Genomic DNA, 26,408 nt, shown 5'->3' with positions numbered 1-26,408 from the left:
GGCCGGACCGGTCGCACCGGCGTGGCCCCCGGGGGCTTGCATGCTCAGCCTTGCATGGATTTTCCCTCCCGCGTATATTCATGCCACGACCAAGGAGGAACGCCATGGCTTTGCGAGTCGCCGTCGCCGGCGCGAGCGGATACGCGGGCGGTGAGGTGCTGCGCCTGCTGCTCGGCCACCCGGAGGTGGAGATCGGGGCGCTGACCGGCGGCTCGAACGCGGGCACCAGGCTGGGCGCGCTGCAGCCGCACCTGATCCCGCTGGCCGACCGCGTGCTCGAACCCACCACCCCCGAGGTGCTGGCCGACCACGACGTGGTGTTCCTGGCGCTGCCGCACGGCCAGTCCGCCGCCGTCGCCGAAGCCCTCGGCCAGAACGTCCTGGTGGTCGACTGCGGCGCCGACTTCCGGCTCAAGGCCGCCGCCGACTGGGAGCAGTTCTACGGCTCCGCCCACGCCGGCACCTGGCCCTACGGCCTGCCCGAACTCCCCGGCCACCGCGACGCGTTGAAGGGCAGCAACCGGATCGCCGTGCCCGGCTGCTACCCGACGGCCGTCTCCCTGGCGCTGTTCCCCGCCTACGCGGCCGGCCTCGCCGAGCCGGAGGCCGTGGTGGTCGCCGCCTCCGGCACCTCCGGCGCGGGCAAGGCCGCCAAGACCCACCTGCTGGGCAGCGAGGTGATGGGCAGCGTCAGCCCGTACGGCGTCGGCGGCGTGCACCGGCACACCCCGGAGATGGTGCAGAACCTCACCCCGCTGGCCGGCGAGCCGCTGACCGTCTCCTTCACCCCCACCCTCGTCCCGATGCCGCGCGGCATCCTCGCCACCTGCTCCGCCAAGGCCAAGCCGGGCGTGAGCGCCGAGGAGCTGCGCGCCGCGTACGCCCAGGCCTTCGCCGACGAGCCCTTCGTCCACCTGCTGCCCGAGGGGCAGTGGCCGCAGACCAGCAGCGTCTACGGCGCCAACACCGCCCTGGTCCAGGTCGCCCTGGACGCCACCGCCGGGCGGATCATCGCGATCAGCGCGATCGACAACCTGGTCAAGGGCACCGCCGGCGGCGCGGTGCAGAGCATGAACATCGCCCTCGGCCTGCCCGAGGAGCTGGGCCTTCCGCTGAACGGAGTCGCACCGTGACCACCCCTGACCCCGGCGTGACCACCGCCAACTCCGGCGTGACCGCCGCCAAGGGCTTCCGGGCCGCCGGCGTGACCGCGGGCATCAAGGCCTCCGGCACCCCGGACCTCGCCCTGGTGGTCAACGACGGCCCCTCGTTCGCCGCGGCCGGCGTCTTCACCGCCAACCGGGTCAAGGCCGCGCCCGTGCTCTGGTCCCAGCAGGTCCTCAAGGGCGGCCGGGTCTCCGCCGTCGTCCTCAACTCCGGTGGCGCCAACGCCTGCACCGGCCCGGCCGGCTTCCAGGACACCCACGCCACCGCGGAGAAGGTCGCCGCCGAGCTGGACCTCAGCGCCGGCGAGGTCGCCGTCGCCTCCACCGGCCTGATCGGCGTCCGGCTGCCGATGGACGTGCTGCTGCCCGGCGTCACCCTGGCCGCCCAGGAGCTCAGCGAGACCGGCGGCGAGTCCGCCGCGATCGCCATCAAGACCACCGACACCGTGCACAAGACCGCGCAGTTCACCAGCCCGGCGGGCTGGACGGTCGGCGGCATGGCCAAGGGCGCGGGCATGCTCGCCCCGAGCCTGGCCACCATGCTGGTGGTGCTCACCACCGACGCCGACCTGGACAGCGCCGCCCTGGACGCCGCCCTGCGCGGCGCCACCCGCACCACCTTCGACCGGATCGACTCCGACGGCTGCATGTCGACCAACGACACCGTGCTGCTGCTGGCCTCCGGCGCCTCCGGCACCGCCCCGGACGCGGCCGAGTTCGCCGAGGCCGTCCGCACCGTCAGCGCCGACCTGGCCCGCCAGCTGATCGGCGACGCCGAGGGCGCCAGCAAGGACATCCGGATCGACGTCACCGGCGCGGCCACCGAGGACGAGGCCGTCGAGGTCGCCCGGACGATCAGCCGCAACAACCTGCTCAAGTGCGCCATCCACGGCGAGGACCCCAACTGGGGCCGGGTGCTGTCCGCGATCGGCACCACCTCCGCCACCTTCGAGCCGGACCGGCTGGACGTGGCCATCAACGGCGTCTGGGTCTGCCAGGACGGCGGCGTCGGCGAGGACCGCGAGCTGGTGGACATGAAGGGCCGCGACGTGGTCATCACCGCGAACCTCAACGCCGGTACGGCGAGCGCCTCGCTGTGGACCAACGACCTCACCGCCGACTACGTCCACGAGAACAGCGCCTACTCCAGCTGAGCCGCGGCACCCGCAGCTGATCCGCGACATCCTCCCCCAGCCTGCGGCCGGGGGGACCCCCATCGACGAGGGAAACCCGTGCAGATCGCACCCAAGGGCGAACAGGCCCGCAACAACACCGCGTTGCCCAAGGCCATGACGCTGATCGAGGCGCTGCCCTGGCTGGAGCGCTTCCACGGCAAGACCATCGTGATCAAGTTCGGCGGCAACGCCATGGTCGACGAGAGCCTCAAGGCGGCCTTCGCCCAGGACGTCGTCTTCCTCCGCTACGCCGGACTGCACCCGGTCGTGGTGCACGGCGGCGGCCCGCAGATCAGCGCCCAACTGGACAAACTGGGCCTGGAGTCCAGCTTCACCAACGGCCTACGCGTCACCACCCCCGAGACCATGGACGTGGTCCGGATGGTGCTGGCCGGCCAGGTGCAGCGCGAGCTGGTCGGCCTGCTCAACGAGCACGGCCCGTTCGCCGTCGGCATGACCGGCGAGGACGCCCACACCATGACGGCGGTCAAGCGCTACGCCGTGGTGGACGGCGAGCAGGTCGACATCGGCCTGGTCGGCGACATCGTCAACATCGAGGCCGGCGCGGTGAAGGCGCTGATCGCCGACGGCCGGATCCCGGTCATCTCCTCGATCGCCCGCGGCGCCGACGGCCACGTCTACAACATCAACGCCGACACCGCCGCCTCCGCCCTGGCGGTCGCGCTCGGCGCCGAGATGCTGGTGGTGCTGACCGACGTCGAGGGCCTGTACAAGGACTGGCCGAACTCCGACGACGTGATCAGCCAGCTCAACGCGAGCGAACTGGAGGAGCTGCTGCCGGGCCTGGCCAGCGGCATGCTCCCCAAGATGGAGGGCTGCCTGCGCGCCGTCCGCTCCGGCGTCGGTACCGCCCGCGTCCTGGACGGCCGGGTGCAGCACAGCCTGCTGCTGGAGATCTTCACCGACGAGGGCATCGGCACGATGGTCGTGCCGGACGACGAGCCGACCGTGACCGGGGGACTGGCATGACGCACAACGAGCAGCTCACCGACCGGTGGCAGCACGCCTTCACCGACAACTACGGCACCCCCCGGATCCCGCTGGTGCGCGGCGAGGGCGTCAAGCTCTGGGACGCCGACGGCAAGGAGTACACCGACCTGCTCGGCGGCATCGCCGTCAACGCCCTCGGCACCGCCCACCCGGCCGTGGTCGAGGCGGTCAGCCGGCAGATCGCCACCCTCGGCCACGTCTCCAACCTCTTCATGGCCGAGCCGACCATCGCCCTCGCCGAGCGGCTGCTGGCGCTGGACGGCCGGGCGGGCGGCCGGGTGTTCTTCTGCAACTCCGGCGCCGAGGCCAACGAGGCCGCCTTCAAGATCAGCCGGCGGACCGGCCGCACCCACCTGGTCGCCCTCCAGGGCGGCTTCCACGGCCGGACCATGGGCGCCCTCGCGCTCACCGGCCAGCCCGCCAAGCAGGCACCGTTCCGCCCGCTGCCCGGTGATGTCACCCACGTCCCGTTCGGCGACGTCGAGGCGCTGCGCGCGGCCGTCACCACCGGGACCGCCGCCGTCTTCCTGGAGCCGATCCAGGGCGAGAACGGCGCGATCCCGCTGCCCGAGGGCTACCTGAGGGCGGCCCGCGAGATCACCCGGGCCACCGGCACCCTGCTGGTCCTGGACGAGATCCAGACCGGCATCGGCCGGACCGGCCACTGGTACGTCCACCAGGCCGTCGAGGGCGTCGAGCCGGACGTGGTCACCCTGGCCAAGGCGCTCGGCGGCGGCCTGCCGATGGGCGCGGTGCTGGCCTTCGGCCCGGCCGCCGACCTGCTCACCCCGGGCCAGCACGGCACCACCTTCGGCGGCAACCCGGTGGCCGCCGCGGCCGGGCTCGCGGTGCTGGACACCATCGAGTCCGAGGGCCTGCTGGAGCACGTCCGCAAGATCGGCGACCGGCTGCGGCACGGTGTCGAGGCGCTCGGCGACCCGCTGGTCTCGCACGTGCGCGGGGCCGGACTGCTGCTCGGCATCGTGCTGACCAGGCCGCTCTCGGCCCAGGTCCAGGCGGTCGCCCAGCAGGCGGGCTTCCTGGTCAACGCGGCCGTGCCGGACGCCGTGCGGCTGGCTCCGCCGCTGGTGCTGAGCGAGCAGGACGCGGACGCCTTCCTCGCGGCCCTGCCGGAGATCCTCCGGACGGTGCGCGAGAGCGCCCCGGCCGATGCGAGTTGACCATCGTCCGGGAGAATAATCACATGACCGATTCCCGCTCCGGTTCCGCCGCCGCCGGCCCGACGTCGCAGGTCCCGCAGACCCGCACCGCGCGCCACCGGCGGATCGTGGACCTGCTCACCCGCCAGCCCGTGCGTTCGCAGAGCCAGCTCGCCAAGCTGCTCGCCGACGACGGACTCGTGGTCACCCAGGCCACCCTCTCCCGGGACCTGGACGAGCTGGGCGCGGTCAAGATCCGCAACCGGGACGGCGCGCTGATCTACGCCGTCCCCGCCGAGGGCGGCGACCGCACCCCGCGCGCACCGATGGGGGAGTCGGCCAGCGAGGGCCGGATGGCCCGGCTGGCCGGCGAGCTGATGGTCTCCGCGACGGCCTCCGGCAACCTGGTCGTGCTGCGCACCCCGCCGGGTGCCGCGCAGTTCCTCGCCTCGGCGATCGACCAGGCGGAGGTCTTCGAGATCATCGGCACCATCGCGGGCGACGACACCGTACTGCTGATCAGCCGGGACCCGGCGGGCGGCCAGGCACTGGCCGACCACCTCATGCAACTCGCCCAGGCCAAGGCGCAGTAGGGCCGCGGCACCCGGAACCCCGGTCGAAGGATCCCCCTTCGACCGGGGTTTTGTGTTTCATACGGAGTGATGCATACTTATGCCACCCACCGCACATGTGTGAAGGAGCCACCGCGATGACCGCCCAGCAGTCCTCCGACGTCCGCCTCTGGGGCGCGCGCTTCGCCGACGGCCCGTCCGAGGCGCTGGCCAGGCTCTCCGCCTCGGTCCACTTCGACTGGCGGCTCGCCCCGTACGACATCGCCGGCTCCAAGGCCCACGCCCGGGTGCTGCACCAGGCGGGCCTGCTCTCCGACGAGGAGCTGGCCGGCATGCTGGCCGGGCTCGACCGGCTGCTCGCCGACGTCGAGGCCGGGACCTTCGTCGGCACCGTCGCCGACGAGGACGTGCACACCGCCCTGGAACGGGGCCTGCTGGAGCGCCTCGGCGCCGACCTCGGCGGCAAGCTGCGGGCCGGGCGCTCGCGCAACGACCAGATCGCCACCCTGTTCCGGATGTACCTGCGCGACCACGCCAGGATCATCGGCGGCCTGCTGCTCGACCTCCAGGGCGCCCTGGTCGGCCTGGCCGAGGCGCACCCGGACACCGCGATGCCCGGCCGCACCCACCTCCAGCACGCCCAGCCGGTGCTCTTCGCCCACCACGTCCTCGCGCACGTGCAGGCCCTCGGCCGGGACGCCGAGCGGCTGCGCCAGTGGGACGCCCGCACCGCCGTCTCCCCGTACGGCTCCGGTGCGCTGGCCGGCTCCTCGCTCGGCCTCGACCCGCAGGCCGTCGCCGCCGACCTCGGCTTCGAGGGCGGCTCGGTCGGCAACTCCATCGACGGCACCGCCTCGCGCGACTTCGTCGCCGAGTTCGCCTTCGTCACCGCGATGATCGGGATCAACCTCTCCAGGATCGCGGAGGAGGTGATCATCTGGAACACCAAGGAGTTCGGCTTCATCACCCTGCACGACGCCTTCTCCACCGGCTCCTCGATCATGCCGCAGAAGAAGAACCCGGACATCGCCGAGCTCGCCCGCGGCAAGTCCGGCCGCCTGATCGGCAACCTCACCGGCCTGCTCGCCACCCTCAAGGCGCTGCCGCTCGCCTACAACCGGGACCTCCAGGAGGACAAGGAGCCGGTCTTCGACTCCTGCGACACCCTGGAGGTGCTGCTGCCCGCGTTCACCGGGATGATGGCCACCCTCACCGTGCACCGGGAGCGGCTGGAGGAGCTGGCCCCGGCCGGCTTCTCGCTCGCCACCGACATCGCCGAATGGCTGGTCAAGCAGGGCGTGCCGTTCCGGGTCGCGCACGAGGTGGCCGGAGCCTGCGTCAAGGTCTGCGAGGCCCAGGGCATCGAACTGTCCGACCTGACCGACGAGCAGTTCGCCTCGATCTCCGAGCACCTGACCCCCGAGGTCCGTACGGTGCTCAGCGTGCACGGCGCCATCGCCGCCCGCGACGGGCGCGGCGGCACCGCCCCCTCGGCCGTCGCGGTCCAGCTCGCCGAGGTGAAGGCGGACCTGGCGCGGCAGCAGGAGTGGGTCCAGGGCTGACCCTGGAGCAGTGGGCGAGGGGCGCGGCGGCCCGACCGGCGCGCCCCTCCCGCGTACGCGCCCCGGTCCGGGCGTAACCGGCCCCGCCCGGGCCCGTCATGCACGGTGTGTGCACCCCCCTTCCGGCCGCCCCCTCCGCCGAGGACGTCTACCTCGCCGAACAGCGCCGCCGCGCGGTCCGCGAGACCGTCGCCGCCCTGCCCGGCCGCTGTCCGGAGCTGATCGCCGCCCTCGCCGAGGATCCGCCCCCCACCTACCGGGAGCTCTCCGAGCGCCTCGGCATGCCGCGCGGCTCGATCGGCCCCACCCGCTCCCGCTGCCTGGCCTGCCTGCGGCTGCTGCTGCACGCCGAGCGCTACCCCTGACCGGAGGCCCGCCTCACCCGGGCGCGCACGCCCGCCCCGTCCGCTCACCGCCCGTCACCGGCCGCCCGCTCCACCCCCACCCGCGGCGTGACCCTTGCCACGTCTGCCCCGCCGAAGGTTGAGAGAACCTGACACCCGGGTAGCACGCTGGCGAACGTCACTCTTGACGGTGGCGCATACGCTCGGATACTGAGCGTGAGCGCGCCACCCTCTGCGCGCCGGGCACGACGACTGGGGAGGCCCCTCCACATGGGCATGAGCGTGATCATCTCGGCCGCTGCGGCCGAGGACGCGGAGCAGATCCTCAAGCTCCAGTACCTGGGCTACCAGCCCGAGGCGGAGCTGTACGGCGACTGGGCGATCGAGCCCCTGACCCAGAGCCTGGAGAGTCTGCGCGCCGAACTGACCGAGCAGCACGTCCTGGTCGCCCGGCTGGGCGACGAGGTGGTGGGCGTCGTCCGCGGCCACGTCGACGCCGAGGGCATCGGCCGGATAGGGCGTCTGGTGGTCCATCCCCGGATGCAACGGCACGGCCTGGGCGGCCGGCTGCTGGACGCGCTGGAGCGCCGGATGGCCGAGGACGCCCGCCCGGTGACGGCCTACCGGCTGTTCACCGGCCACCGGAGCCTCGGCAACCTGCGGCTCTACGCCCGCCAGGGCTACCGGCAGACCGCCGTCGAGCAGGTGACCAGCCGGCTGAGCTTTGTGCACCTGGAGAAGTCCGCCGCGACCCCGCTGACCGGGACCTCGCTGGCCGCGACCGCCTGAGCCCCGCCCGACCGAGCCCCGCCCACCGCCAGCACCCTCGACGCCGCCACCATCCGGACGCCCCGGTGGCGGCGTCGGGTCGTATCTCCCCAGCTCCGCACGGTTCGTGTCCGCAATGCGGACAGTGCTGTCGAACAATTGGGCGCTGTACGACTGATCTGTTTTACTGGCTCACATGACTGCGACGACGAACTGGACCCCCACCGGCACGCTGCCGGCAGGTGAGCGTGCCATGTGCCGTCGAATGTGTCACTGCTGAGGGCCACCGCCCCCGGGCACCCCGCCGAGGGTGCCTCCTCCTCGCGCCCCGAAGCGAGAATCCGGCGTCGCTCCCGCCCGTGCGAGCGCGCCCTCCTCTCCGGAACCCTCCCCTCCGGCGTGCCCGCCCACCCGCGGCCGTCGATGACTCGTTAGGGCCACGCCGTCGCGCGGCCCGGTCGTTCTGCGGCCACGATCAAGGGGTGGCCGGTCCGGATCCCCCTGGCGGGGCGTCGCAGGACACCGCCGACCGCGAGCCGGTCGGCCGGTGGACACCGCCGCCCGCCCCCGACCCACGGAAGCACCTGTGATCACCACCACGGACCTGACGAAGGTCTACCGTTCCCGAGGCCGCGAGGTGACCGCCCTCGCCGGTGTCGACCTGCACGTCCGCCCGGGCGAGGTCTACGGAGTCGTCGGCACCAGCGGTGCCGGCAAGTCCACCCTCATCCGCTGCGTGAACATGCTGGAGCGCCCGACCTCCGGCACGGTCACCGTGGACGGGGTCGACCTGACGGCGCTGTCCGGCGGGGAGAACCGGGCCGGCAAGGACCTGCGCGAGGCGCGCCGCCGGATCGGCATGGTCTTCCAGCACTTCAACCTGCTCTCCTCCCGTACGGTCCAGCAGAACGTCGAGCTCCCGCTGGAGATCATCGGCCTGGACCGCACCCAGCGCCGCCGCAAGGCCGCCGAACTGCTCGACCTGGTCGGCCTCGGCGACAAGGCCCGCAGCTACCCCAACCAGCTCTCCGGCGGCCAGAAGCAGCGGGTGGGCATCGCCCGCGCCCTGGCCGGCGACCCCAAGGTGCTGCTCTCCGACGAGGCCACCTCGGCCCTCGACCCGGAGACCACCCGCTCGATCCTCAAGCTGCTGCGCGACCTCAACCAGCAGCTGGGCCTGACGGTCCTGCTGATCACCCACGAGATGGACGTCATCAAGTCCGTCTGCGACTCCGCCGCGCTGATGCGCGGCGGCCGGGTGGTGGAGTCCGGCGAGCTGACCGACCTGCTGGCGCAGTCCGGCTCCGAGCTGGCCCGCGAGCTGTTCCCGCTCAGCGAGTTCGGCACCGGCCACCCCGGTACGACCGTGCTGGAGATCACCTTCCAGGGCGACGCCCCGGCGCAGCCGTTCGTCTCCCAGCTGGCCCGCACCTACCAGATCGACATCAACATCCTCGGCGCCGCCGTGGAGACGATCGCGGGCCGGATGGTCGGCCGGATGCGGGTCGAGCTGCCCGGCGGCCACCAGGACAACGTGGTGCCGATCGGCTACCTGCGGGAGCAGGGCCTGCAGGTGGCCCTGCTCGATTCGGACGGCAACGGCACGGCGAACGGAGCGGTGGCATGAGCGGCCTGAGCTGGGACCAGATGCAGGACCTGATGTGGCCCGCCACCCAGGAGACCTTCCAGATGGTCGGTGTCGCGACCCTGTGCACGGTCGTGCTCGGCCTGCCGCTCGGGGTGCTGCTGGTGCTCACCTCCAAGGGCGGGGCGCTGCAGAACCAGCCGGTGAACAAGGTGCTCGGCGCCGTCGTGAACCTGGCCCGCTCGCTGCCGTTCATCATCCTGATGATCGCGCTGATCTCCTTCACCCGGTGGCTGACCGGCAACTCCCTCGGCTGGCAGGCGGCGACCGTGCCGCTGACGGTCGGTGCGATCCCCTTCTTCGCCCGGCTGGTGGAGACCAACGTCCGAGAGGTCGACCGCGGCCTGATCGAGGCGGTGCAGGCGATGGGCGGCAGCACCTGGACGTTGGTGCGCAAGACGCTCGTCCCCGAGGCGCTTCCCGGCATCGTGGCCTCCGTCACCACCACGGTGATCGCGCTGATCGGCTACTCCGCGATGGCCGGCACGGTCGGCGGCGGCGGTCTCGGCGACCTCGCCTACCGCTACGGCTACCTGCGCTTCGAGACCACCTTCATGTGGATCATCGTGGCCGAGATCGCGATCATCGTCACGGTGATCCAGCTGGCCGGCGACCTCGCCGTGCGCCGGCTCGGCGACCGGGGCCGCGGCGGCGGACGCACCCGCCTGCTCCGCCTGCGGGCCACCACCCCCGACGAGGACCTCGTCGCCTCCTAGACCTCCCTCGTCCGACCTCCGGACGCGGCTCCCCGCATCACGCAGAAAGGCACTTTTCGTGCGCAACGTTCTGAAGTTCACCAGCGTCCTCGCCACCGCCGGCCTCGCCCTGTCGCTGGCGGCCTGCGGCAGCTCGGGCTCCTCGTCCTCGGACCCGAACGCGCCGCTGAAGGTCGTGGCCAGCCCGACCCCGCACGCGCAGATCCTCAAGTTCGTCCAGGACAACCTCGCGGCCAAGGCGGGCCTCAAGCTCGACATCAAGGAGGTCACCGACTACGTGACCCCCAACACGGCGGTGCAGGACGGTTCGGCCGACGTCAACTACTTCCAGCACGTCCCGTACCTGGACGACTTCAACAAGAAGAACGGCACGGACATCGTCCCGGTCGAGCCGGTCCACCTGGAGCCGCTCGGCGTCTACTCCAAGAAGGTCAAGGCGATCGGCGACCTGCCGTCCGGTGCCACCATCGGCCTGCCGAACGACGCCACCAACGAGGGCCGCGCGCTCAAGCTGCTCGCCGACAACAAGCTGATCACCCTCAAGGACGGCGCCGGCACCGCCGCCACCCCGGCGGACGTGACGGCCAACCCGAAGAACTTCAAGTGGAAGGAGCTGGAGGCGGCCCAGCTGCCCCGCTCCATCGCCGACCTCGACGCCGCCGTGATCAACGGCAACTACGCGCTCGACTCGGGCCTCAAGCCGGCCACCGACGCGCTGGTGCTGGAGAAGGCCGAGGGCAACCCGTACGCCAACATCATCGCCGTGAAGAAGGGCAAGGAGAACGACCCGCGGGTGAAGAAGCTGGCCGAGCTGCTGCACTCCGACGAGGTGAAGAAGTACATCAACGACACGTTCCAGGGTTCGGTCATCCCGGCCTTCTGAACGACCTGATCGTCGTACGGTCATACCTTGTGACGCCCGACCGGGCCCCCGCCGCACCTCGGCGGGGGCCCGGTCGGGCAGTATGCACCAGGGACACCACGGCAGACCGGGTTCTGACGTACCGTCGTGCGCGCGGCGCACCGCATGCCAACCGGGGCGCGACGGAGGCGTACGGTGTTGTGTTCACGACCCGGCGAGGAGAGACGGCATGGCAGCGAGCTTCCCCGAGACCGCCATCAGCACCGAGCGGCTGCTGCTGCGGCCCCTTGCGGAGGACGACGCCCCGGGGCTGGCCACCATGATGGCCGACGACCTCGTGCTCGCCTGGACCGATCTCCCGCACCCCTTCACCGAGGAGTACGCGACCGAGCTCGCCCGCACCCTCGCCCCCGCCCACCGCGCCCACGGCCGCGGCATCGTCTTCGCCGTCACCGAGCACCTCACCCAGCGCCTGGTCGGCCAGGTCGAACTGCGCAACACCGACTGGCGGCTGCGCAGCACCGAGATCTCCTACGTCACCGCCGCCTGGGCCCGCGGCGAGGGCTACGCCCCGGAGGCCGTCCTCGGCGTCGCCCAGTGGCTGTTCGAGGACCGCGGCTTCCTGCGCCTGGAACTGCGCACCGCCGCCGGGAACACCGCCGCCCAGCAGGTCGCCCAGAAGATCGGCGGCATCAGCGAGGGCGTGCTGCGCAGCGCCTGGATAGTCCGCGGCGAGTCCGGGGAGGTCGTCGCGGAGAGCCGCAGCGACCTGATCCTGTGGAGCCTCCTCCCGGAGGACCTGGAGTCGCCCGAACTGCACCGCGACGGCTGGCACGGCGACCACCGCTACGTGCTGCGCGACTGATCCGCCGGCGCCCTCCCCCGCTGGTCACCCCCCGTGGCGCGGACAGGTGTGCGAGTTGTCGACCTCAGGGGGACCGTACCCGGTAGCCTCTCCACCGGCGCCGCACAGCCGGCGCGACGAGTCGCGCAACGAGTCGAGGGAGAACGGCCGCAGATGGCTGACCGGATCACGGTCATCGGGTGGGACGGCACGCCGCTGACCGAGGCCGCCGGCGCGGCCCTCGCCGCGGCGACCCTGGTCGCCGGAGCCTCCTACCAACTGGACGCCCTCCCGGTGCCGGAGGAGGCCGAGCGGATCGCCCTCGGCAACATCCAGCAGGCCGCCCGCACGATCGCCGAACACCGCGGCGCCGCCGTCGTGGTCGCCGAGGGCGACCCGGGCTTCTTCGGCGTGGTGCGCACCCTGCGCCGCCCCGAGTTCGGCCTCGAACTCGAGGTCCTGCCCGCCGTCTCCTCCGTCGCCACCGCCTTCGCCCGGGCCGGGATGCCCTGGGAGGACGCCCAGGTGGTCAGCGCCCACGGCGGCCGGCTGCGCCGCGCCGCCAACATCTGCCGCGCCCACCCCAAGGTCGCCGTGCTCACCGCCCCGGGCGCCGGTCCGGGCGAACTCGCCCTGATGCTGCGTGGGGTGCACCGGACCTTCGTGGTCTGCGAGGCCCTCGGCACCCCGGAGGAGGACGTCACCGTCCTCACCTCCGACCGGATCGCCGACCACGTCTGGCGGGACCCCAACGTGGTGCTGGTGATCGGCGGCGCCGCCCAGGCCGGCGCGGTCGGCGAGGCGGCCGGCTGGCTGGCCGGGCGCCCCCTGGGCTACCCCGGCGCGGAACGCGGCTGGGCGCTCCCCGGCGACGCCTACGCGGGCGCCGGGCGCACGGAGGGCGAGCCGGGCGCGTCGGAGGCACTTCCCGCGCACGTGCGCGCCCTGGTGCTGGCCCGTCTGGGTGCACGTCCCGGCGACCTGGTCTGGTCGGTCGGCGCGGGCAGCGGCGCCCTCGCGGTGGAGGCGGCCCGGTTCGGTGCCGCCGTGGTCGCGGTCGAGGCCTCCCGCTCGGCCTGCGCCCGGCTCGCCGTCAACGCGCGCCGGTACGGGGTCGAGGTGGAGACGGTGTACGGGCAGGGGCCCGAGGTGCTGGGCGGACTGCCGGAGCCCGACGCGGCGGTGGTGGAGTCCGCCGACCTGGACGTGGTGCGCGCGGTGCTGGCCCGCAGGCCGGAGCGGTTCGTGGCGGTGGCCCGGACCTTCGCCGAGGCCGAGGAGGTCCACCGGGCCATCGTCGGGGCCGGCTACCGGGCGGACGGCGCGCTACTGCAGTCGACCCCGCTGCGGGCCGGTGAGGAGGGCGGCGCACTGGCGCTCGGGGCGGGCGAGGGTGGCGCACTGCTGCTCTGGGGTGAGCAGATCGTGTGAAGGCCTCGGGTGCGGGCCGGGGCCGCCGGGCGCACCGCGCGGTGATCCAGGTCGCATCCGGACACCGATTCGAGAGGTCACCGCGCCGGGCCGGTAGTGTGGCTCACAGACGGCTCCAGCCGCCTACGACCCACCCGATTCGGTCGGTTTGTCACCTTTTTGACGCGGTGCAATCCGGTTCCGCTCGGAGTGTGGGCAATTCGACGGGCCGCGTGCCGGACCTGGAGAATGCCGTAGGGTCCGGTGCGGTCGTGCCGGTTGCTCCGGGTTGTCGTTGATTCAGATGGTGCACCGCCTTCACCGGCGGTGCCCGGGCCGGGGTGCCGCAGCGCGCCGGAAGGACTTGGGCCGCAGCGCCACGGCGCGGCGGCCACGTGTGGTTGAGGGGCGGGTCGGTGCAGGCCCGGCCCGTGCGGATGGGCGCTGCGGTCGGTGGATCGCGTCGCCAAGGGGCGCGGCAGCGGCCTGGAAGGAGCTTTGACAATGACCGATGGCGGCCACGTCCCGGGCGAGGGACTGCCGGAGCACCTGCACGCCGGGCCCGACCCGCTCGGCGCACCGGAGGGCGTCGCGGGCGTTGCACCTCTGCAGGGCGTCGCGACCGACGGCGGCGTGATCCCCAACCCGGCGGCGCCGCTCGGCGGCCTGCCGGGCGCGATGCCCCCCGGCGCGGGCGTGATCCCGCCCCAGGGCCAGCCGAACTTCACCACCCCCGGCGTGCCGGCCCCGACCGCCCCGGGCGACGGCTGGGCCGTCGACCAGGGCGCCCAGCGCCCGTCCTTCCACTTCGTCGACCAGCCGGACGGGCTGGACGACGAGGACGACGTCCTGCTGATGCCCGGCCCGCAGGGCTCCTGGGGAGCCGAGCAGGCCCCGTTCGCGCAGCCGGACGGCACCCCGGTCGAGCCCTCCTGGCCGCCGGTCGACCCGCCGGTGCTCGGCGGCGAGCAGTTCCAGCAGCCGCCGTCGCAGGCCGCCCAGGCGCAGCCGTACCCGCAGCAGCCGATGACGCAGGCTCAGCCGCCGCGCCGCCCGCTGCACGCCGGCCCGCCGATCCCGGACCCCTCGCTGATGACCGGCCAGGTGCCGGTCCGTTCGCTGGCCGACCGCGGCCCGTCGCAGGGCGGCACGCCCGCGCACGGTATCCCGGTCGTCGGCCGGCCGCCGATGGGCGAGCCCGTCGCGCCGGTTCCGGGCGTCGTGCCGCAGGCAGCCCCGGTGGCGCCCGCCGCGCCGGTGCCGCCGGCTCCCTCCACGGTCGAGGGCGGGCCGGAGGTTCACCAGGTCGCCCAGGCCCAGGGCTACCAGCAGGTGCCGCTGGGCTCGCCGCCGGTCGAGGGCCTGATGGCGGTCGAGGCGATCGGCGCCATCGAGGTGATCGAGGTCGTCGGGACCCCGGACGCCGTCCCGGCCGCGCCGCTGGCCGAGGGCGTGCCGCTGGCCGAGGGCGTGCCGGCCCAGCCGGCCGCCGAGGCCGCCCAGCAGGGCCCGGCCGTCGTGGTCGAGCCGGGCGCGGCGGTCGAGCAGGTCGAGACGGTCGCGGCCGAGACGGTCGGTCAGCCGGCCGCCGAGGCGGTCGTGGTGGAGAGCCCCGCGGTCGAGGCCGTGGTCGTCGACGCCCCCGTCGTGGAGACCGCCGCCGTGGAGAACCCCGCCGTGGCGACCGCCGCGGTCGAGGGTGCCGCCGTCGAGGTCGTGGCCGTCGAAGGCGTCGAGGGTACCGGCGAGGCCGCCGCGCCCGTCGAGCCGTCCGAGGCGGCCGCTCCGGCCGGTCAGCCGCGCCGGATCTCCGCCTTCCTCGCCGCGCCGACTCCGCACGGCCTGCCCAAGGTCGAGGCGGCCCAGCAGGCCCCGGTGGCCGTCGAGGCGGCCCAGGAGCAGGCCGTCCCCATAGCGGCCGCCGAGGCGGTCCAGGCCGAGGCCGTCGCCGTCCAGTCCGAGGCCGTCAAGGTGGTCCAGGAGGCCGGACAGCCCGCCGAGGCCGCGCAGGCGGTCGTCGCGGAACCGGTGGCCGAGACCGCGGCCGGCACCGGCGAGATGCCCTCCGGGCAGGTCGTCGCCGAGGCCGCCGAGCAGGAGCCCGCCGCCGAGCCGGTCCAGGCCGAGGCCGCCGTCGTCCAGGCCGAGGCCGTCGTCGCCGAGGCCGCCGGTGCCGAGCCGGTCGCCGAGCAGCCGCAGCACCCGGAGCAGCAGCCGCAGCCGGAGGCCGTCCCTGCCGAGTCCGTCGCGGAGACCCCGGCCGAGCCGGTCCCCGGGCAGCCGGAGCAGGCCGAGCAGCCGGCCGCCGAGCAGGTTGCCGCAGAGCAGCCCGCCGAGGCGGAGGCCGCGCAGCCCGTCGAGGCCGCCGCCCCCGGGGCCGAGCAGCAGCCCGCCACCGAGCCGGCTGACGAGGCCGCCGAACAGCCGGTCGCCGAGGTCACCGAGACCGCCGAGGTCGTCGAGCAGCCCGCCGAGGCCCTGGCCGCGGAGCAGCCGCAGCCGGAGCAGCCCGAGCAGGCCGAGCAGCCCGGGGCCGACCAGCCGCAGGCCGAGCCCGTCGCCGTCGCCGCCGGAGCGGAGGCCGTCCAGGAGGAGGCCCCCGCCGCCGAGCAGCCGCAGCCCGAGGCCCCGGTCGGCACCGAGCAGCCGCAGCCCGAACAGTCCGCCGACCAGCAGCCCGCCGACCAGCAGTCCGAGGCGGCCGCCGAGCCGACCGACGCCCCGGCCGCCGAGGCCGAGCAGCCCGCCGAACCCGCCGAGCCCCGCGGCCCCGCCGCCCCCGGCTACGACGAGGCCGGCCGCGACGCCGTCCACCAGGTGATCCGCGAGCGCCGCGACATCCGCAACGGCTTCCGCCCCGACCCGATCCCGCACGAGGTGCTGATCCGCGTCCTGGAGGCGGCCCACACCGCGCCCAGCGTCGGATACTCCCAGCCCTGGGACTTCGTGGTCATCCGCTCGGCCAAGACCCGCCGGAAGATGCACGCCCTGGCCGAGCGCCAGCGCGAGGCGTACGCGGACTCGCTGCCCAAGGGCCGGGCCAAGCAGTTCCGGGAGATCAAGATCGAGGCGATCCTCGACACCCCGGTGAACATCGTGGTCACCGCCGACCGCACCCGCGGCGGCCGGCACACCCTGGGCCGGCACACCCAGCCGCAGATGGCCCCGTACTCGGCCGCGCTGGCCGTGGAGAACCTCTGGCTGGCCGCCCGCGCCGAGGGCCTGGGCGTCGGCTGGGTGAGCTTCTTCGACGACGAGGAGCTGGTCCGCGAGCTCGGCCTGCCCGAGCACCTGGAGGTCGTCGCCTACCTGTGCGTCGGCTTCGTCGACGAGTTCCCGGACGAGCCGGAGCTGGAGCAGCAGGGCTGGGCCAAGAAGCGCCCGCTCGCCTGGGTGGTCCACGAGGAGCAGTACGGCAACCGCGCGCTGCCCGGCGAGGAGCCGCAGAACCTGCTCGCCGACACCCTGCGCGGAATCCGCCCGCTGGACGCCAAGGCGCTCGGCGAGGCCTGGGACCGCCAGAAGCGGATGACCAAGCCGGCCGGCTCGCTCGGCATGCTGGAGATCATCTCCGCCCAGCTGTGCGGCCTCTCCCGCAAGTGCCCGCCGCCGATCCCGGAGCCCGCCTGCGTGGCGATCTTCGCGGGCGACCACGGTGTGCACGCCCAGGGCGTCAGCCCGTGGCCGCAGGAGGTGACCGCCCAGATGGTCGGCAACTTCCTGGCCGGGGGAGCGGTGATCAACTCCTTCGCCAAGCAGATCGGCACCGAGGTCTGCGTGGTGGACGTCGGCGTCGCCGCCGAGCTGCCGCAGGCCGTCCAGCAGGGCCGGGCCACCGGCCTGCTGCCGCGCAAGGTCAAGCCCGGCACCGACGACATGACCCAGGGCCCGGCGATGACCCGCGAGGAGGCCCTCCAGGCCATCGAGGTCGGCATCGAGACCGCCCGCGACCTGGTCGCGGCGGGCAACAAGGCGCTGGTCACCGGCGACATGGGCATCGCGAACACCACCGCCTCGGCCGCCCTGATCTCGGTGTTCACCGGCCTCGACCCGGCCGAGGTCACCGGCCGCGGCACCGGCATCGACGACGAGACCCACGCCCGCAAGATCGAGGTCATCCGCGCCGCGCTGGCCCTCCACCAGCCCGACCCGAACGACCCGATCGGCGTCCTCGCCGCGGTCGGCGGCCTGGAGCACGCGGCCATCGCCGGCTTCCTGCTGGGCGCCGCCTCGCTGCGCACCCCGGTGGTGCTGGACGGCGTGATCGCCGGTTCGGCCGCGCTGGTCGCCAAGGCCATCGCCCCCGAGGTGCTGGCCGCGTGCATCGCCGGCCACCGCTCCGCCGAGCCCGGCCACCAGGCCGCGCTGGCGAAGCTCGGTCTGCGTCCGCTGATCGACCTGGACCTGCGGCTCGGCGAGGGCACCGGTGCCCTGCTGGCGCTGCCGCTGGTGCAGAGTGCGGCCCGCGCGATGCACGATGTAGCCACCTTCGACTCCGCCGGAGTCACCGAGAAGGCCTGACGCGCCGCTTCACCTCACCGCTCCGCGGACCGGCCCGAGGGCGCGCCGGCCCGCGGAGCGGCGTATCTCCGCACCGCCCCACACCCTCGTCTCTCCGTACCGCCCCACACCCTCATCCCGATCAGGAGCACCGCCGATGAGCGCGCCCACCCCGCACCCCAGCACCGAGGGCCGGACCCCCTACCCGGTGGGCCTGCTGCTGGCCGGCCGTCGCGTCGTCGTGGTCGGCGGCGGGCAGGTCGCGCAGCGGCGGCTGCCCGCGCTGATCGCCTCCGGCGCCGACCTGCACCTGATATCCCCGGCCACCACCCCGGCCGTCCAGGCCATGGCCGACGCGGGGGAGCTGACCTGGCACGCCCGCCCGTACGCGGACGGCGACCTGGTCGGCGCCTGGTACGTCCTGGTGGCCACCGACGACCCGGCGGTCAACACGGCGGTCAGCGCCGAGGCCGAGCGCGAGCGGGTGTTCTGCTCCCGCAGCGACGACGCCTCCGCCGCCTCCGCCTGGACCCCGGCCAGCGGCCGTGACGGCGGCGCCACCGTCGCGGTGCTCACCGGCGACCCGCGCCACTCCGCCGCCCTGCGCGACGCCGTCGTCGGCGGCCTGCGGGACGGCTCGCTGGCCGCCCGCTCGTACCGCACCCGCGGCGCCGGCGTCGCCCTGGTCGGCGGCGGCCCGGGCGACCCGGACCTGATCACCGTGCGCGGCCGCCGACTGCTCGCCGACGCCGACGTGGTGGTCGCCGACCGCCTCGCCCCGCGCGAACTGCTCGCCGAGCTGCCCGAGCACGTCGAGGTGATCGACGCCGCCAAGATCCCCTACGGGCGCCAGATGGCCCAGGAGGCGATCAACCAGGCGCTGATCGACCACGCCAAGGCCGGGAAGTTCGTGGTCCGCCTCAAGGGCGGCGACCCGTACGTCTTCGGCCGCGGCGGCGAGGAGCTGCTGGCCTGCGCCGAGGCGGGCATCCCGGTCACCGTGGTGCCCGGCATCTCCAGCTCGATCAGCGTCCCGGAGTCGGCCGGCATCCCGGTCACCCACCGCGGCCTGACCCAGGAGTTCACCGTGGTCTCCGGCCACGTCGGCCCGGACGACCCCCGGTCGGTCACCAACTGGACGGCCGTCGCCGGGATGACCGGCACCCTGGTGCTGCTGATGGCCGTGGACAAGATCGGCGCGATCGCCGCCAAGCTGGTCGAGCACGGCCGCCCGGCCGACACCCCGGTCGCGATCGTCCAGGAGGGCACCACCGCCGCCCAGCGCCGGGTGGACGCCACCCTGGCCACGGTCGCCGCCGTGGTCGAGGCCGAGGGCGTCAAGCCCCCGGCGGTCATCGTGGTCGGCGAGGTGGTCAACGTCCTGGCCGCCGCCTTCCAGCGCTAGCAAGCCCACGGAGTGGGAAGTCCCACGGAGTGGGAAGTCGGCCGGTCCGACTTCCTACTCCAACGGCTGCTCCGTCCAGATGACCTTCCCGGTCGCCGTGTAGCGCGTCCCCCAGCGGTCCGCGAACTGCGCGACCAGGAACAGCCCGCGCCCGCCCTCGTCCTCGGTCGCCGCGTACCGCAGGTGCGGCGAGGTGCTGCTGCCGTCCGACACCTCGCAGATCAGCGAGCGGTCGAGGAGCAGCCGCACCCGGATCGGCCCGGAGCCGTACCGGATCGCGTTGGTCACCAGCTCGCTCAGGATCAGCTCGGTGACGAACGCCGCCTCGTCCAGCCCCCAGTCCGCCAGCCGCCGGGCCACCTGCGCCCGGACCACCCGCACCGCCGCCGGGTCGGCGGGCACGTCCCACTGGGCGACCCGGTCCGGCGACAGCACCCTGGTCTCCGCCACCAGCAGCGCGATGTCGTCCTGCGGGTTCGCCGGCAGCATCGCCCCGAGCACGTCCGCACAGGTCTGCTCGGGCGTCCGCGGCGGCCCGCTCAGCGTCGTCCGCAGCAGCTCCAGGCCCTCGCCGATGTCCCGCTCGCGGTCCTCCACCAGCCCGTCCGTGTACAGCACCAGCCGGCTGCCCTCGGCCAGCTCCAGCTCGACGGTCTCGAACGGCAGTACCGCCAGCCCCAGCGGCGGCCCGGTCGGCAGCTCCGGATACGTCACCCGGCCCTGGGGGTCCACCACGGCCGGCGGCGGGTGCCCGGCGGCGGCCACCGTGCAGCGCCGCGACACCGGGTCGTAGATCGCGTACAGGCAGGTCGCCCCGGTCAGGCCGGCGCTACCGGAACCGCCCGCCTCCTCCTGGTCGATCCGGTTCACCAGTTCGTCCAGGTGGCCCAGCAACTCGTCCGGCGGCAGGTCCAGCGTGGAGAAGTTGTGGATCGCCGTGCGCAGCCGCCCCATCGTCGCCGCCGCGTGCAGCCCGTGCCCGACCACGTCGCCGACCACCAGCGCCACCCGGGCGCCCGGCAGCGGGATCACGTCGAACCAGTCCCCGCCCACCCCGGCCTGGGCCGGCAGGTAGCGGTGCGCCACGTCCAGCGCGTTCTGCGCCGGCAGGCTCCGCGGCAGCAGGCTGTGCTGCAGGGTCACCGCCATCGCGTGCTCCCGGGTGTACCGGCGGGCGTTGTCGATGCACACCGCCGCGTGCGCCACCAGCTCCTCGGCCAGCGTCAGGTCCTCCGGCTCGAACGGCTCGGCGCGGTCCGCCCGCCAGAACCGGGCCACCCCCAGCAGCACCCCGCGTGCCCGCAGCGGCACCCGCACCAGCGAGTGCACCCCGTACGCCAGCGCCCGCGCCGAGCGCTCCGGGTCCTGCTCCCGCCAGCCCTGCGCCTCGGCCAGCCGCGGCTCCAGCCCGGGCGTGCCGCTGTCCAGCGCCGCGGCCAGCGGGGTGGCCGGCACCACCTCCAGGACCGTCCCCACCGGGTGGAACGGGGCGTCGTCCCTGATCCCGGCGAGCGCGGTACGGCGCATCCGGCCCAGCGAGCCGACCCGCGGCGGCTCCTCGCCCGCCAGGACCTGCTCGGCCAGGTCCACCGTGACGAAGTCCGCGAACCGCGGCACCGCGACCTGCGCCAGCTCCTCCGCGGTCCGGGTCACGTCCAGCGAACTGCCCACCGTCACCCCGGCGTCGTACAGCAGCCGCAGCCGCCGCTGCGCGCCCTCGGCCCGGCCGGTCAGCGCCATCAGCTCGGTGGAGTCGCGCAGCGTGGCGACGCAGCCGGGCGGGCCGCCGTCCCGGTCGGTCAGCCGTACGTTCACCGCGAGCAGCCGCTCCCCGGCCAGCACCACCTCGTCGCTCACCGGCCGGTCGGCGGTCAGCAGCTCCAGCGGCGCGGGCTCCAGGCCCAGCTCGGTCACCGGACGGCCCTCGGCGTCCGGCGGCAGGTCCAGCAGCCGACGCGCCTCGTCGTTGCAGAGCAGCAGCCGCCCGTCCCCGCCGACGATCATCACGCCCTCGCGCACCGCGTGCAGCACCGCCGCGTGGTGCTCGTACATCCGGGTCATCTCGACCGGGCCCAGCCCGTGCGTCTGCCGTCGCAGCCGCCGGCTGATCAGCGCCGTCCCCAGGGTGGCCAGCCCTATCGCGCCCGCCGCGGCGCCCAGCACCAGCGGTAGCTGGCGCTCGCTCGCGGTGGACACGTGGCTCAGGGTGACCCCCGCCGAGACCAGCCCGACCACCGAACCGTCCGGCGCGTACACCGGGACGACCGCCTGCACCAGAGGCCCCAGCGTGCCGGTGAGGTGCTGGGTCACCACCTGGCCGTGCAGCGCCGGCTGGTACGTGCCGATGAACTTCTGGCCGATCCGGGCCGGATTGGGGTGGGTGTAGCGGATGCCCTGGTTGTTCAGCACCACGATGAAGTCCACGCCCGAGGAGATCCGCGCGGACTGGGCCTTCGGCTGGAGGATCGCGGTCGGATCGGGGGAACGCAGCGCGTCCACCATGCCCGGTGAGTTGGCGAAGGCCTGGGCGACCGCCACCGACCGGTTGCTCGCCTCGTGGTCGGCGTCGTTGTGCGACTGCACCACCAGTGCCACCGCGGCCCCCGCCACCAGCAGCAGCACGATCAGGATCTGCAGCGCGAACACCTGCCCGGCCACCGACCAGTGCCGGGCCGGTCTCGACCGCTTCGCGTGCGGCAGCTCTAGCCGACCGTGTGGGCGCCCACCGGGGGAGCCGGCGTCGCCGGTGGCACCAGAGGCCGACGGAGCCCAGGATCGGCCCGGATTTCGGGCCATACCGTCATATTTGCACTCCGAGTAGCCCGCGACCACCCCGTCACCTCCGCCGTTTGGCCTTCCCCGCCCCGGCTTGGCAAGATCACAGGGTGTCCGAACCCAGCACCATCACCGACCCGGCCGACCCGCGCCTCGCCGACTACACCGGCCTGACCGACGTCGAACTGCGCCGTCGCCGCGAACCCGCCGAGGGCCTGTTCATCGCCGAGGGGGAGAAGGTCATCCGCCGCGCCCTCGCGGCCGGCTACCGGATGCGGTCGATGCTGCTGACCGCCAAGTGGCTCGACGTGATGGCCGACGTCATCGCCGAGGCCGACGCCCCGGTCCACGTCGTCGAACCCGGCCTGGCCGAAGCCGTCACCGGCTACCACGTCCACCGCGGCGCCCTCGCCTCGATGGAGCGCAAGCCCCTCCCGGACGCCGCCGACCTGCTCACCGGGGCCCGCCGGGTCGCCGTCCTCGAAGGCCTGGTCGACCACACCAACCTCGGCGCCATCTTCCGCAGCGCCGCCGCCCTCGGCATGGACGCCGTCCTGCTCTCACCCGACTGCGCCGACCCGCTGTACCGCCGCGCGGTCAAGGTCTCCATGGGCGCCGTCTTCGCGGTTCCGTACGCCCGCCTCGACCCCTGGCCGGCTGCCCTCGACACCGTCCGCGAGGCCGGCTTCACCCTGCTGGCCCTCACCCCCGCCGACACCGCCGTCGACCTCGCCACCCTCGCTCCCCACACCCTCCCCAGGACCGCCCTCCTCCTCGGAGCCGAAGGCGACGGCCTCACCCCCCGGGCCATCGCCGCCGCCCACCACCCGGTCCGCATCCCGATGGCCCACGGCATCGACTCCCTCAACGTCGGCGCCGCCGCCGCCGTGGCCTTCTACGCAGTCACCACCCCCTGACCCGCACGGAGCCCCCACCACCAAAAGTCGCCCCGCCCGACTTCCTGTGCGATCCACAGCCGGCCCCGCCGCCCGCCCGGCGACTCCGCCACCACCTCTGCCTGGCACCAGAAGTCGGCCGGGCCGACTTCCTGTGCGCCCCCGGAGCTCTTTCACCCCGGCAGCCGCCTCCGGCCGACGCCAGAAGTCGGCGAGCCCGACTTTTGGCGCCCGCCGCCCAGCCCCGCGCCGGCTACCTCACCGCCGGGGCCCTGTTCGACTTCTCGCGCTCGCCCACCGCCGATGCCCCAGGCTGCCGACCAACCCCCACCGGCACCAGAAGTCGGCCGGGCCGACTTCCTGTGCGATCCATAGCCGGCCCCGGCGCCCGCCCGGCGACTCCGCCATCATCTCTGGCTGGCACCAGAAGTCGGCCGGGCCGACTTCCTGTGCGCCCCCGGAGCCTTCACCCGGTCAACTCCGGTGCCCGTCCGGCGCCCCAGGCCGACGCCAGAAGTCGGCGAGCCTGACTTTTGGCGCCCGCCGCCCAGCCCCGCGCCGGCTACCTCACCACTGGGGCCCTGCTCGACTTCTCGCGCTCGCCCACCGCCAACGCCCCGGCTACCCGCCAACCCCCACCGGGCATCAGAAGTCGGCCGGGCCGACTTCTGGTGCCTGCCAGCCAGCTCAGCCCGTCGGGGCGGTGGGTGGGGCCGGGGCGGCGGCCGGGGGAGGGGTGGTGAGGCCGGTGCCGCCGGAGGCGCCGGCACCGGGCCAGGACTCGTCGAGGGTGCCGTCGGCCCGCGCGGTGTAGCGGGTGGAGATGATCGCGCCGGTGGCGGCCACGCGCTCCTCGCGGACGACGGCGCTGCCGTCCAGGCGCCAGGTGGCGGTGGCCTGCGGGTCGGCGGTGGAGGTGCGGGAGGTGGTGGCCACGGGGGAGTCCCCGGCGAAGGTGTAGAGCTGGACGAGGTCGACCGGCGCCGAGCCCTCCACCCGCCGTAGCACCACGACCGCGGCCGGCTGACCCTTGTACCGGGCGGGCAGGACGGCGCTCAGCGCGACCTGCGGCCCGCCGCCGACCGAGCGGCCGTCCTTCAAGGTGACGGCGGGCCCGCCCGCCCCGTCGGGGTAGCTGCGGTTGGGCCAGTCCACCACGGGCCCGGGCCCCTGCGCGGGCGCCAACGCACTGTCCGCGGTGCCGCGCGCGGCGGCCGGGAGCGGGGTCGGCGAGGCCTGCGGCGCGACGTCCACGGAAGTCCCGGGCACGGCCAGCTCGCCGCCACCGGCGCTACCGCCGCCACCGCCCGTCGCGCTCTGCCCGACCACCGGTCGCGCCCCCTGGTTGCTCCGGTTCTCGCAACCCTGCGCCGCCGCGATGGCCAGCGCGACGCCGATCGTCACGGTGACGAAGACGACCAGCCGCTGCCGCAGCAACCGCTGCCGCGCCGTGCCGGGCCGTCCGCCGGGTGCGGGGGTGTGCTGCCGGTCCCGGGGCCGGGGCCGGGCCGGTGGCGGGGTCTGCGAGCGGTCCCGCAGCCGGCGGGTGACGGGCGTGGCCTCGGGCCGGGGGAGCGGGCCGCCGTGCGGGCGCCGCGCGGAGCCCGCGGGCGGCTGCCCACCCGGTCGGCCGGCGCCGGCCCGGGCCCGCGCGGCCGGTGCCGCGGGTTCGGGTGAGCGCCCGGGGCCCGGTACGCCCTGCCGCCCGTTCTCCTGCTGGGGGGTCTGAGGGGCCTGCGGCGCCGCCGTCGCACCGGCGGGTGCGGCGGCCGCCGTCCCCCGTCTGACCCCGCGTCCGCCGGCGGCGGCGGCCGTGCCGCGGGCCGCCAGTTCGCTGAGCCGCTCGTGCAGCGCGGCCGCGCCGGGCCGCTCGGCGGGCTCCTTGGCGAGGCAGGCCCGGATGAGCGGGGCGAGCTGCGGGGGGACGGCCGACAGGTCGGGTTCCTCGTGGACGACCCGGTAGAGCATCACTTCGGAGGACGCCCCGGAGCCGAACGGGGTGTCCCCGGTGAGCGCGTACGCGAGGGTGGCGCCGAAGGCGAACACGTCGGTGGCCGGGGTGACGGCGACGCCGCGGACCTGTTCGGGGGCGAGGAAGCCGGGGGAGCCGACGGCGGTGCCGACGTGGGTGAGAGTGCTGGCGCCGCGTGACCAGGCGATGCCGAAGTCGATGATCCGCGGGCCGCGCGGGGAGAGCAGGATGTTGGAGGGCTTGAGGTCGCGGTGGACGACCCCGGCCTCGTGCACCTTGACCAGCCCGTCGGCCAGGGCGGCGCCGATCCGGGCGGCTTCGGGCCAGCTCAGCGGTCCTTCGTCCCCGACCCGCTTGTAGAGGGAGGGGCCGGGGACGTAGGCGGTGGCCAGCCAGGGGCGGTCGGCCTCGATGTCGGAGCCGACGACCCGGGCGGTGCAGCCGCCCCGGATCCTGGAGGCGGCGGCGATCTCGCGGGCGAAGCGGGTGCGGAACTCCTGGTCCTCGGCGAGTTCGGCGCGGATGAGCTTGAGCGCGACGCGCTGGCCGCGGCGATCGGAGCCGAGGTAGACCACGCCCATGCCGCCGGCTCCCAGTCGCCGGTGCAGGCGGTACGGCCCGACGATGCGGGGGTCCTCACGCCTCAGCCGCATCATCGCCATGTCTCGTTCCCCGTCAGCCTGTGGGTGAGGCCCCGTCGGTTGGGGCATCGTCAGTTCCTGTCCGGCACAGCTTACGGACTGCCCGCTGCGGTGTGCTGATACGCAACACCTCGAGCCACCGTGCGATTGTCCGATCTTGAGCTGAGCAGCAGGTCACAGGGGTGCCGAATCGTTTCTCGGGGTTGCCCCTCAGGGTTCCCCCGGGGACCGTGCGAGACCTTCCTCCCCCTCCGGTAGTACGCCTTGAGTCTGAGCGTCATCCTCCGGGATGCCCGAGGAACAGTACGACGGCATGACGCCCGGAAGGCCCCCCGGCCAATAGCGTTGTGTCCAGCGGTGGACGGGAAACTCGTCCCCCGAGGTAAGCCGTCCACCGCGCCAACTCGACCGGATCAGGAGCAGGGCCATGGCATCGCAGCAGACGGGAACCACCCGCCGGCGTCGACCGCCCTTCATCCAGCCCCAGTCCGCCGAGCGACCCACCCGGCACCCCGCCGTCGCGCTGGCCATGGCCCTGCCGTGCGCCGTGCTGCTGGTGATGCTGTTCGGCGGGTGGGAGCAGATGGCGAACCAGGCCGAGGCCCTGGCCGATCTGATCGGCCGCTGAGGGAGACGGCGCCGCCGGCAAGACCATCAGGAAAAACACCAGAACGGGCACTGTTCCCCTGGGGACGGGGAGCAGTGCCGCCGGGGAGGCCGCGGGCCGCGATGACACGCGGACGGGCGAGAGCGGTCCGCAGAGCACCCCGGCAGGCGGAGACGCCGCGTACGGACGTCGGTGAGGGCGACCGTACGCGGCTCTTCTCCGCCCGCTTCCCCTGAAACACAAAAGACCGAGGCCGCGACCCTGACGGATCGCGGCCTCGGCCGTTACTGTGCGCGATACTGGGATTGAACCAGTGACCCCTACCGTGTCAAGGTAGTGCTCTCCCGCTGAGCTAATCGCGCCTGGTGAGGCGGTTG

Annotated in this window: 18 protein-coding genes, 1 tRNA gene and 1 pseudogene; 17 read left to right on the top strand and 3 right to left on the bottom strand. The window is 74.2% G+C overall.

Annotated elements, in window-relative coordinates:
• Positions 1-104 precede the first annotated feature (104 nt).
• From argC to cobA, 15 genes are all read left to right on the top strand, one after another.
• A complete protein-coding gene (argC, locus tag ACIQWA_RS23825; protein ID WP_402485456.1) occupies positions 105-1,133 on the top strand; it encodes an N-acetyl-gamma-glutamyl-phosphate reductase in 1,029 nt (342 codons plus the stop codon).
• A 38-nt stretch (positions 1,134-1,171) separates the two neighbouring features.
• Positions 1,172-2,320 (top strand): bifunctional glutamate N-acetyltransferase/amino-acid acetyltransferase ArgJ, encoded by a 1,149-nt coding sequence (gene argJ, locus ACIQWA_RS23820; protein ID WP_360230379.1) that lies wholly within the window; start codon positions 1,172-1,174, stop codon positions 2,318-2,320.
• Positions 2,321-2,455: 135 nt separating this feature from the next.
• Positions 2,456-3,331, top strand: coding sequence for an acetylglutamate kinase (gene argB / locus ACIQWA_RS23815; RefSeq protein ID WP_360230377.1), 876 nt, complete (start codon positions 2,456-2,458; stop codon positions 3,329-3,331).
• Entirely contained in the window at positions 3,328-4,533 is a 1,206-nt protein-coding gene (locus tag ACIQWA_RS23810) for an acetylornithine transaminase (protein WP_402485454.1), read from the top strand. The genes argB and ACIQWA_RS23810 overlap by 4 nt, the downstream gene beginning before the upstream one ends.
• 23 nt (positions 4,534-4,556) lie before the next feature.
• Entirely contained in the window at positions 4,557-5,105 is a 549-nt protein-coding gene (locus ACIQWA_RS23805) for an arginine repressor (RefSeq protein ID WP_360230185.1), read from the top strand.
• Between the two features lie 116 nt (positions 5,106-5,221).
• Entirely contained in the window at positions 5,222-6,646 is a 1,425-nt protein-coding gene (argH, locus tag ACIQWA_RS23800) for an argininosuccinate lyase (RefSeq protein WP_360230183.1), read from the top strand.
• A 107-nt stretch (positions 6,647-6,753) separates the two neighbouring features.
• Positions 6,754-7,011, top strand: coding sequence for a hypothetical protein (locus tag ACIQWA_RS23795; protein WP_360230181.1), 258 nt, complete (start codon positions 6,754-6,756; stop codon positions 7,009-7,011).
• Between the two features lie 249 nt (positions 7,012-7,260).
• The gene (locus tag ACIQWA_RS23790; protein ID WP_360230179.1) at positions 7,261-7,779 is read left to right on the top strand and encodes a GNAT family N-acetyltransferase; all 519 of its coding nucleotides are present in this window, start codon (positions 7,261-7,263) and stop codon (positions 7,777-7,779) included.
• 565 nt (positions 7,780-8,344) lie between these two features.
• Entirely contained in the window at positions 8,345-9,385 is a 1,041-nt protein-coding gene (locus tag ACIQWA_RS23785; RefSeq protein WP_360230177.1) for an ATP-binding cassette domain-containing protein, read from the top strand.
• 5 nt (positions 9,386-9,390) lie between these two features.
• Positions 9,391-10,119, top strand: a complete 729-nt coding sequence (locus ACIQWA_RS23780) for a methionine ABC transporter permease (protein WP_402485696.1) — start codon at positions 9,391-9,393, stop codon at positions 10,117-10,119.
• Positions 10,120-10,177: 58 nt separating this feature from the next.
• Positions 10,178-11,002 carry a MetQ/NlpA family ABC transporter substrate-binding protein gene (locus ACIQWA_RS23775; RefSeq protein ID WP_402485449.1) on the top strand — a complete coding sequence of 275 codons (825 nt, stop codon included), beginning with the start codon at positions 10,178-10,180 and terminating at the stop codon, positions 11,000-11,002.
• 208 nt (positions 11,003-11,210) lie between these two features.
• Complete coding sequence (locus ACIQWA_RS23770; protein WP_360230173.1) at positions 11,211-11,846, top strand: GNAT family N-acetyltransferase; 636 nt, start codon at positions 11,211-11,213, stop codon at positions 11,844-11,846.
• A 153-nt stretch (positions 11,847-11,999) separates the two neighbouring features.
• Positions 12,000-13,256: a precorrin-6y C5,15-methyltransferase (decarboxylating) subunit CbiE gene (gene cbiE / locus ACIQWA_RS23765; protein WP_360230171.1), complete on the top strand. Its 1,257-nt coding sequence runs from the start codon at positions 12,000-12,002 to the stop codon at positions 13,254-13,256.
• Positions 13,257-13,739: 483 nt separating this feature from the next.
• Complete coding sequence (gene cobT, locus ACIQWA_RS23760; protein WP_402485446.1) at positions 13,740-17,756, top strand: nicotinate-nucleotide--dimethylbenzimidazole phosphoribosyltransferase; 4,017 nt, start codon at positions 13,740-13,742, stop codon at positions 17,754-17,756.
• A gap of 136 nt (positions 17,757-17,892) precedes the next feature.
• Positions 17,893-19,140 (top strand): uroporphyrinogen-III C-methyltransferase, encoded by a 1,248-nt coding sequence (gene cobA, locus ACIQWA_RS23755; RefSeq protein ID WP_402485444.1) that lies wholly within the window; start codon positions 17,893-17,895, stop codon positions 19,138-19,140.
• Between the two features lie 54 nt (positions 19,141-19,194).
• Here cobA and ACIQWA_RS23750 read toward each other — a convergent pair whose 3' ends face one another.
• Positions 19,195-21,936 (bottom strand): SpoIIE family protein phosphatase, encoded by a 2,742-nt coding sequence (locus tag ACIQWA_RS23750; protein ID WP_402485441.1) that lies wholly within the window; start codon positions 21,934-21,936, stop codon positions 19,195-19,197.
• Positions 21,937-22,025: 89 nt separating this feature from the next.
• Between ACIQWA_RS23750 and ACIQWA_RS23745 the strand changes: the two genes are divergently transcribed.
• Positions 22,026-22,832, top strand: coding sequence for an RNA methyltransferase (locus tag ACIQWA_RS23745; RefSeq protein WP_360230163.1), 807 nt, complete (start codon positions 22,026-22,028; stop codon positions 22,830-22,832).
• Between the two features lie 1,269 nt (positions 22,833-24,101).
• Here ACIQWA_RS23745 and ACIQWA_RS23740 read toward each other — a convergent pair.
• Positions 24,102-25,445, bottom strand: a pseudogene (locus tag ACIQWA_RS23740) (serine/threonine-protein kinase); the annotation flags it as partial.
• A gap of 406 nt (positions 25,446-25,851) precedes the next feature.
• On the opposite strand from ACIQWA_RS23740, the gene ACIQWA_RS23735 reads away from it, so the two are divergent.
• Positions 25,852-26,052 (top strand): hypothetical protein, encoded by a 201-nt coding sequence (locus ACIQWA_RS23735; RefSeq protein ID WP_360230161.1) that lies wholly within the window; start codon positions 25,852-25,854, stop codon positions 26,050-26,052.
• A gap of 269 nt (positions 26,053-26,321) precedes the next feature.
• Here the strand turns inward: ACIQWA_RS23735 and ACIQWA_RS23730 are convergent.
• Positions 26,322-26,393: transfer RNA gene (locus ACIQWA_RS23730), tRNA-Val, on the bottom strand.
• Between the last annotated feature and the right edge of the window lie 15 nt (positions 26,394-26,408).

The organism is Kitasatospora sp. NPDC098652 (genome assembly GCF_044760155.1).
Classification (GTDB): domain Bacteria; phylum Actinomycetota; class Actinomycetes; order Streptomycetales; family Streptomycetaceae; genus Kitasatospora.
This window is presented reverse-complemented; position numbering and strand designations above follow the sequence as displayed.

Coding starts and splice junctions, on each gene's coding strand:
- ACIQWA_RS23735 (WP_360230161.1), top strand. CDS start 25,852: ATGGCATCGCAGCAGACGGGAACCACCCGCCGGCGTCGACCGCCCTTC.
- cbiE (WP_360230171.1), top strand. CDS start 12,000: ATGGCTGACCGGATCACGGTCATCGGGTGGGACGGCACGCCGCTGACC.
- ACIQWA_RS23750 (WP_402485441.1), bottom strand. CDS start 21,936: ATGGCCCGAAATCCGGGCCGATCCTGGGCTCCGTCGGCCTCTGGTGCC.
- cobA (WP_402485444.1), top strand. CDS start 17,893: ATGAGCGCGCCCACCCCGCACCCCAGCACCGAGGGCCGGACCCCCTAC.
- argC (WP_402485456.1), top strand. CDS start 105: ATGGCTTTGCGAGTCGCCGTCGCCGGCGCGAGCGGATACGCGGGCGGT.
- ACIQWA_RS23790 (WP_360230179.1), top strand. CDS start 7,261: ATGGGCATGAGCGTGATCATCTCGGCCGCTGCGGCCGAGGACGCGGAG.
- argH (WP_360230183.1), top strand. CDS start 5,222: ATGACCGCCCAGCAGTCCTCCGACGTCCGCCTCTGGGGCGCGCGCTTC.
- ACIQWA_RS23810 (WP_402485454.1), top strand. CDS start 3,328: ATGACGCACAACGAGCAGCTCACCGACCGGTGGCAGCACGCCTTCACC.
- ACIQWA_RS23805 (WP_360230185.1), top strand. CDS start 4,557: ATGACCGATTCCCGCTCCGGTTCCGCCGCCGCCGGCCCGACGTCGCAG.
- cobT (WP_402485446.1), top strand. CDS start 13,740: ATGACCGATGGCGGCCACGTCCCGGGCGAGGGACTGCCGGAGCACCTG.
- ACIQWA_RS23770 (WP_360230173.1), top strand. CDS start 11,211: ATGGCAGCGAGCTTCCCCGAGACCGCCATCAGCACCGAGCGGCTGCTG.
- argB (WP_360230377.1), top strand. CDS start 2,456: ATGACGCTGATCGAGGCGCTGCCCTGGCTGGAGCGCTTCCACGGCAAG.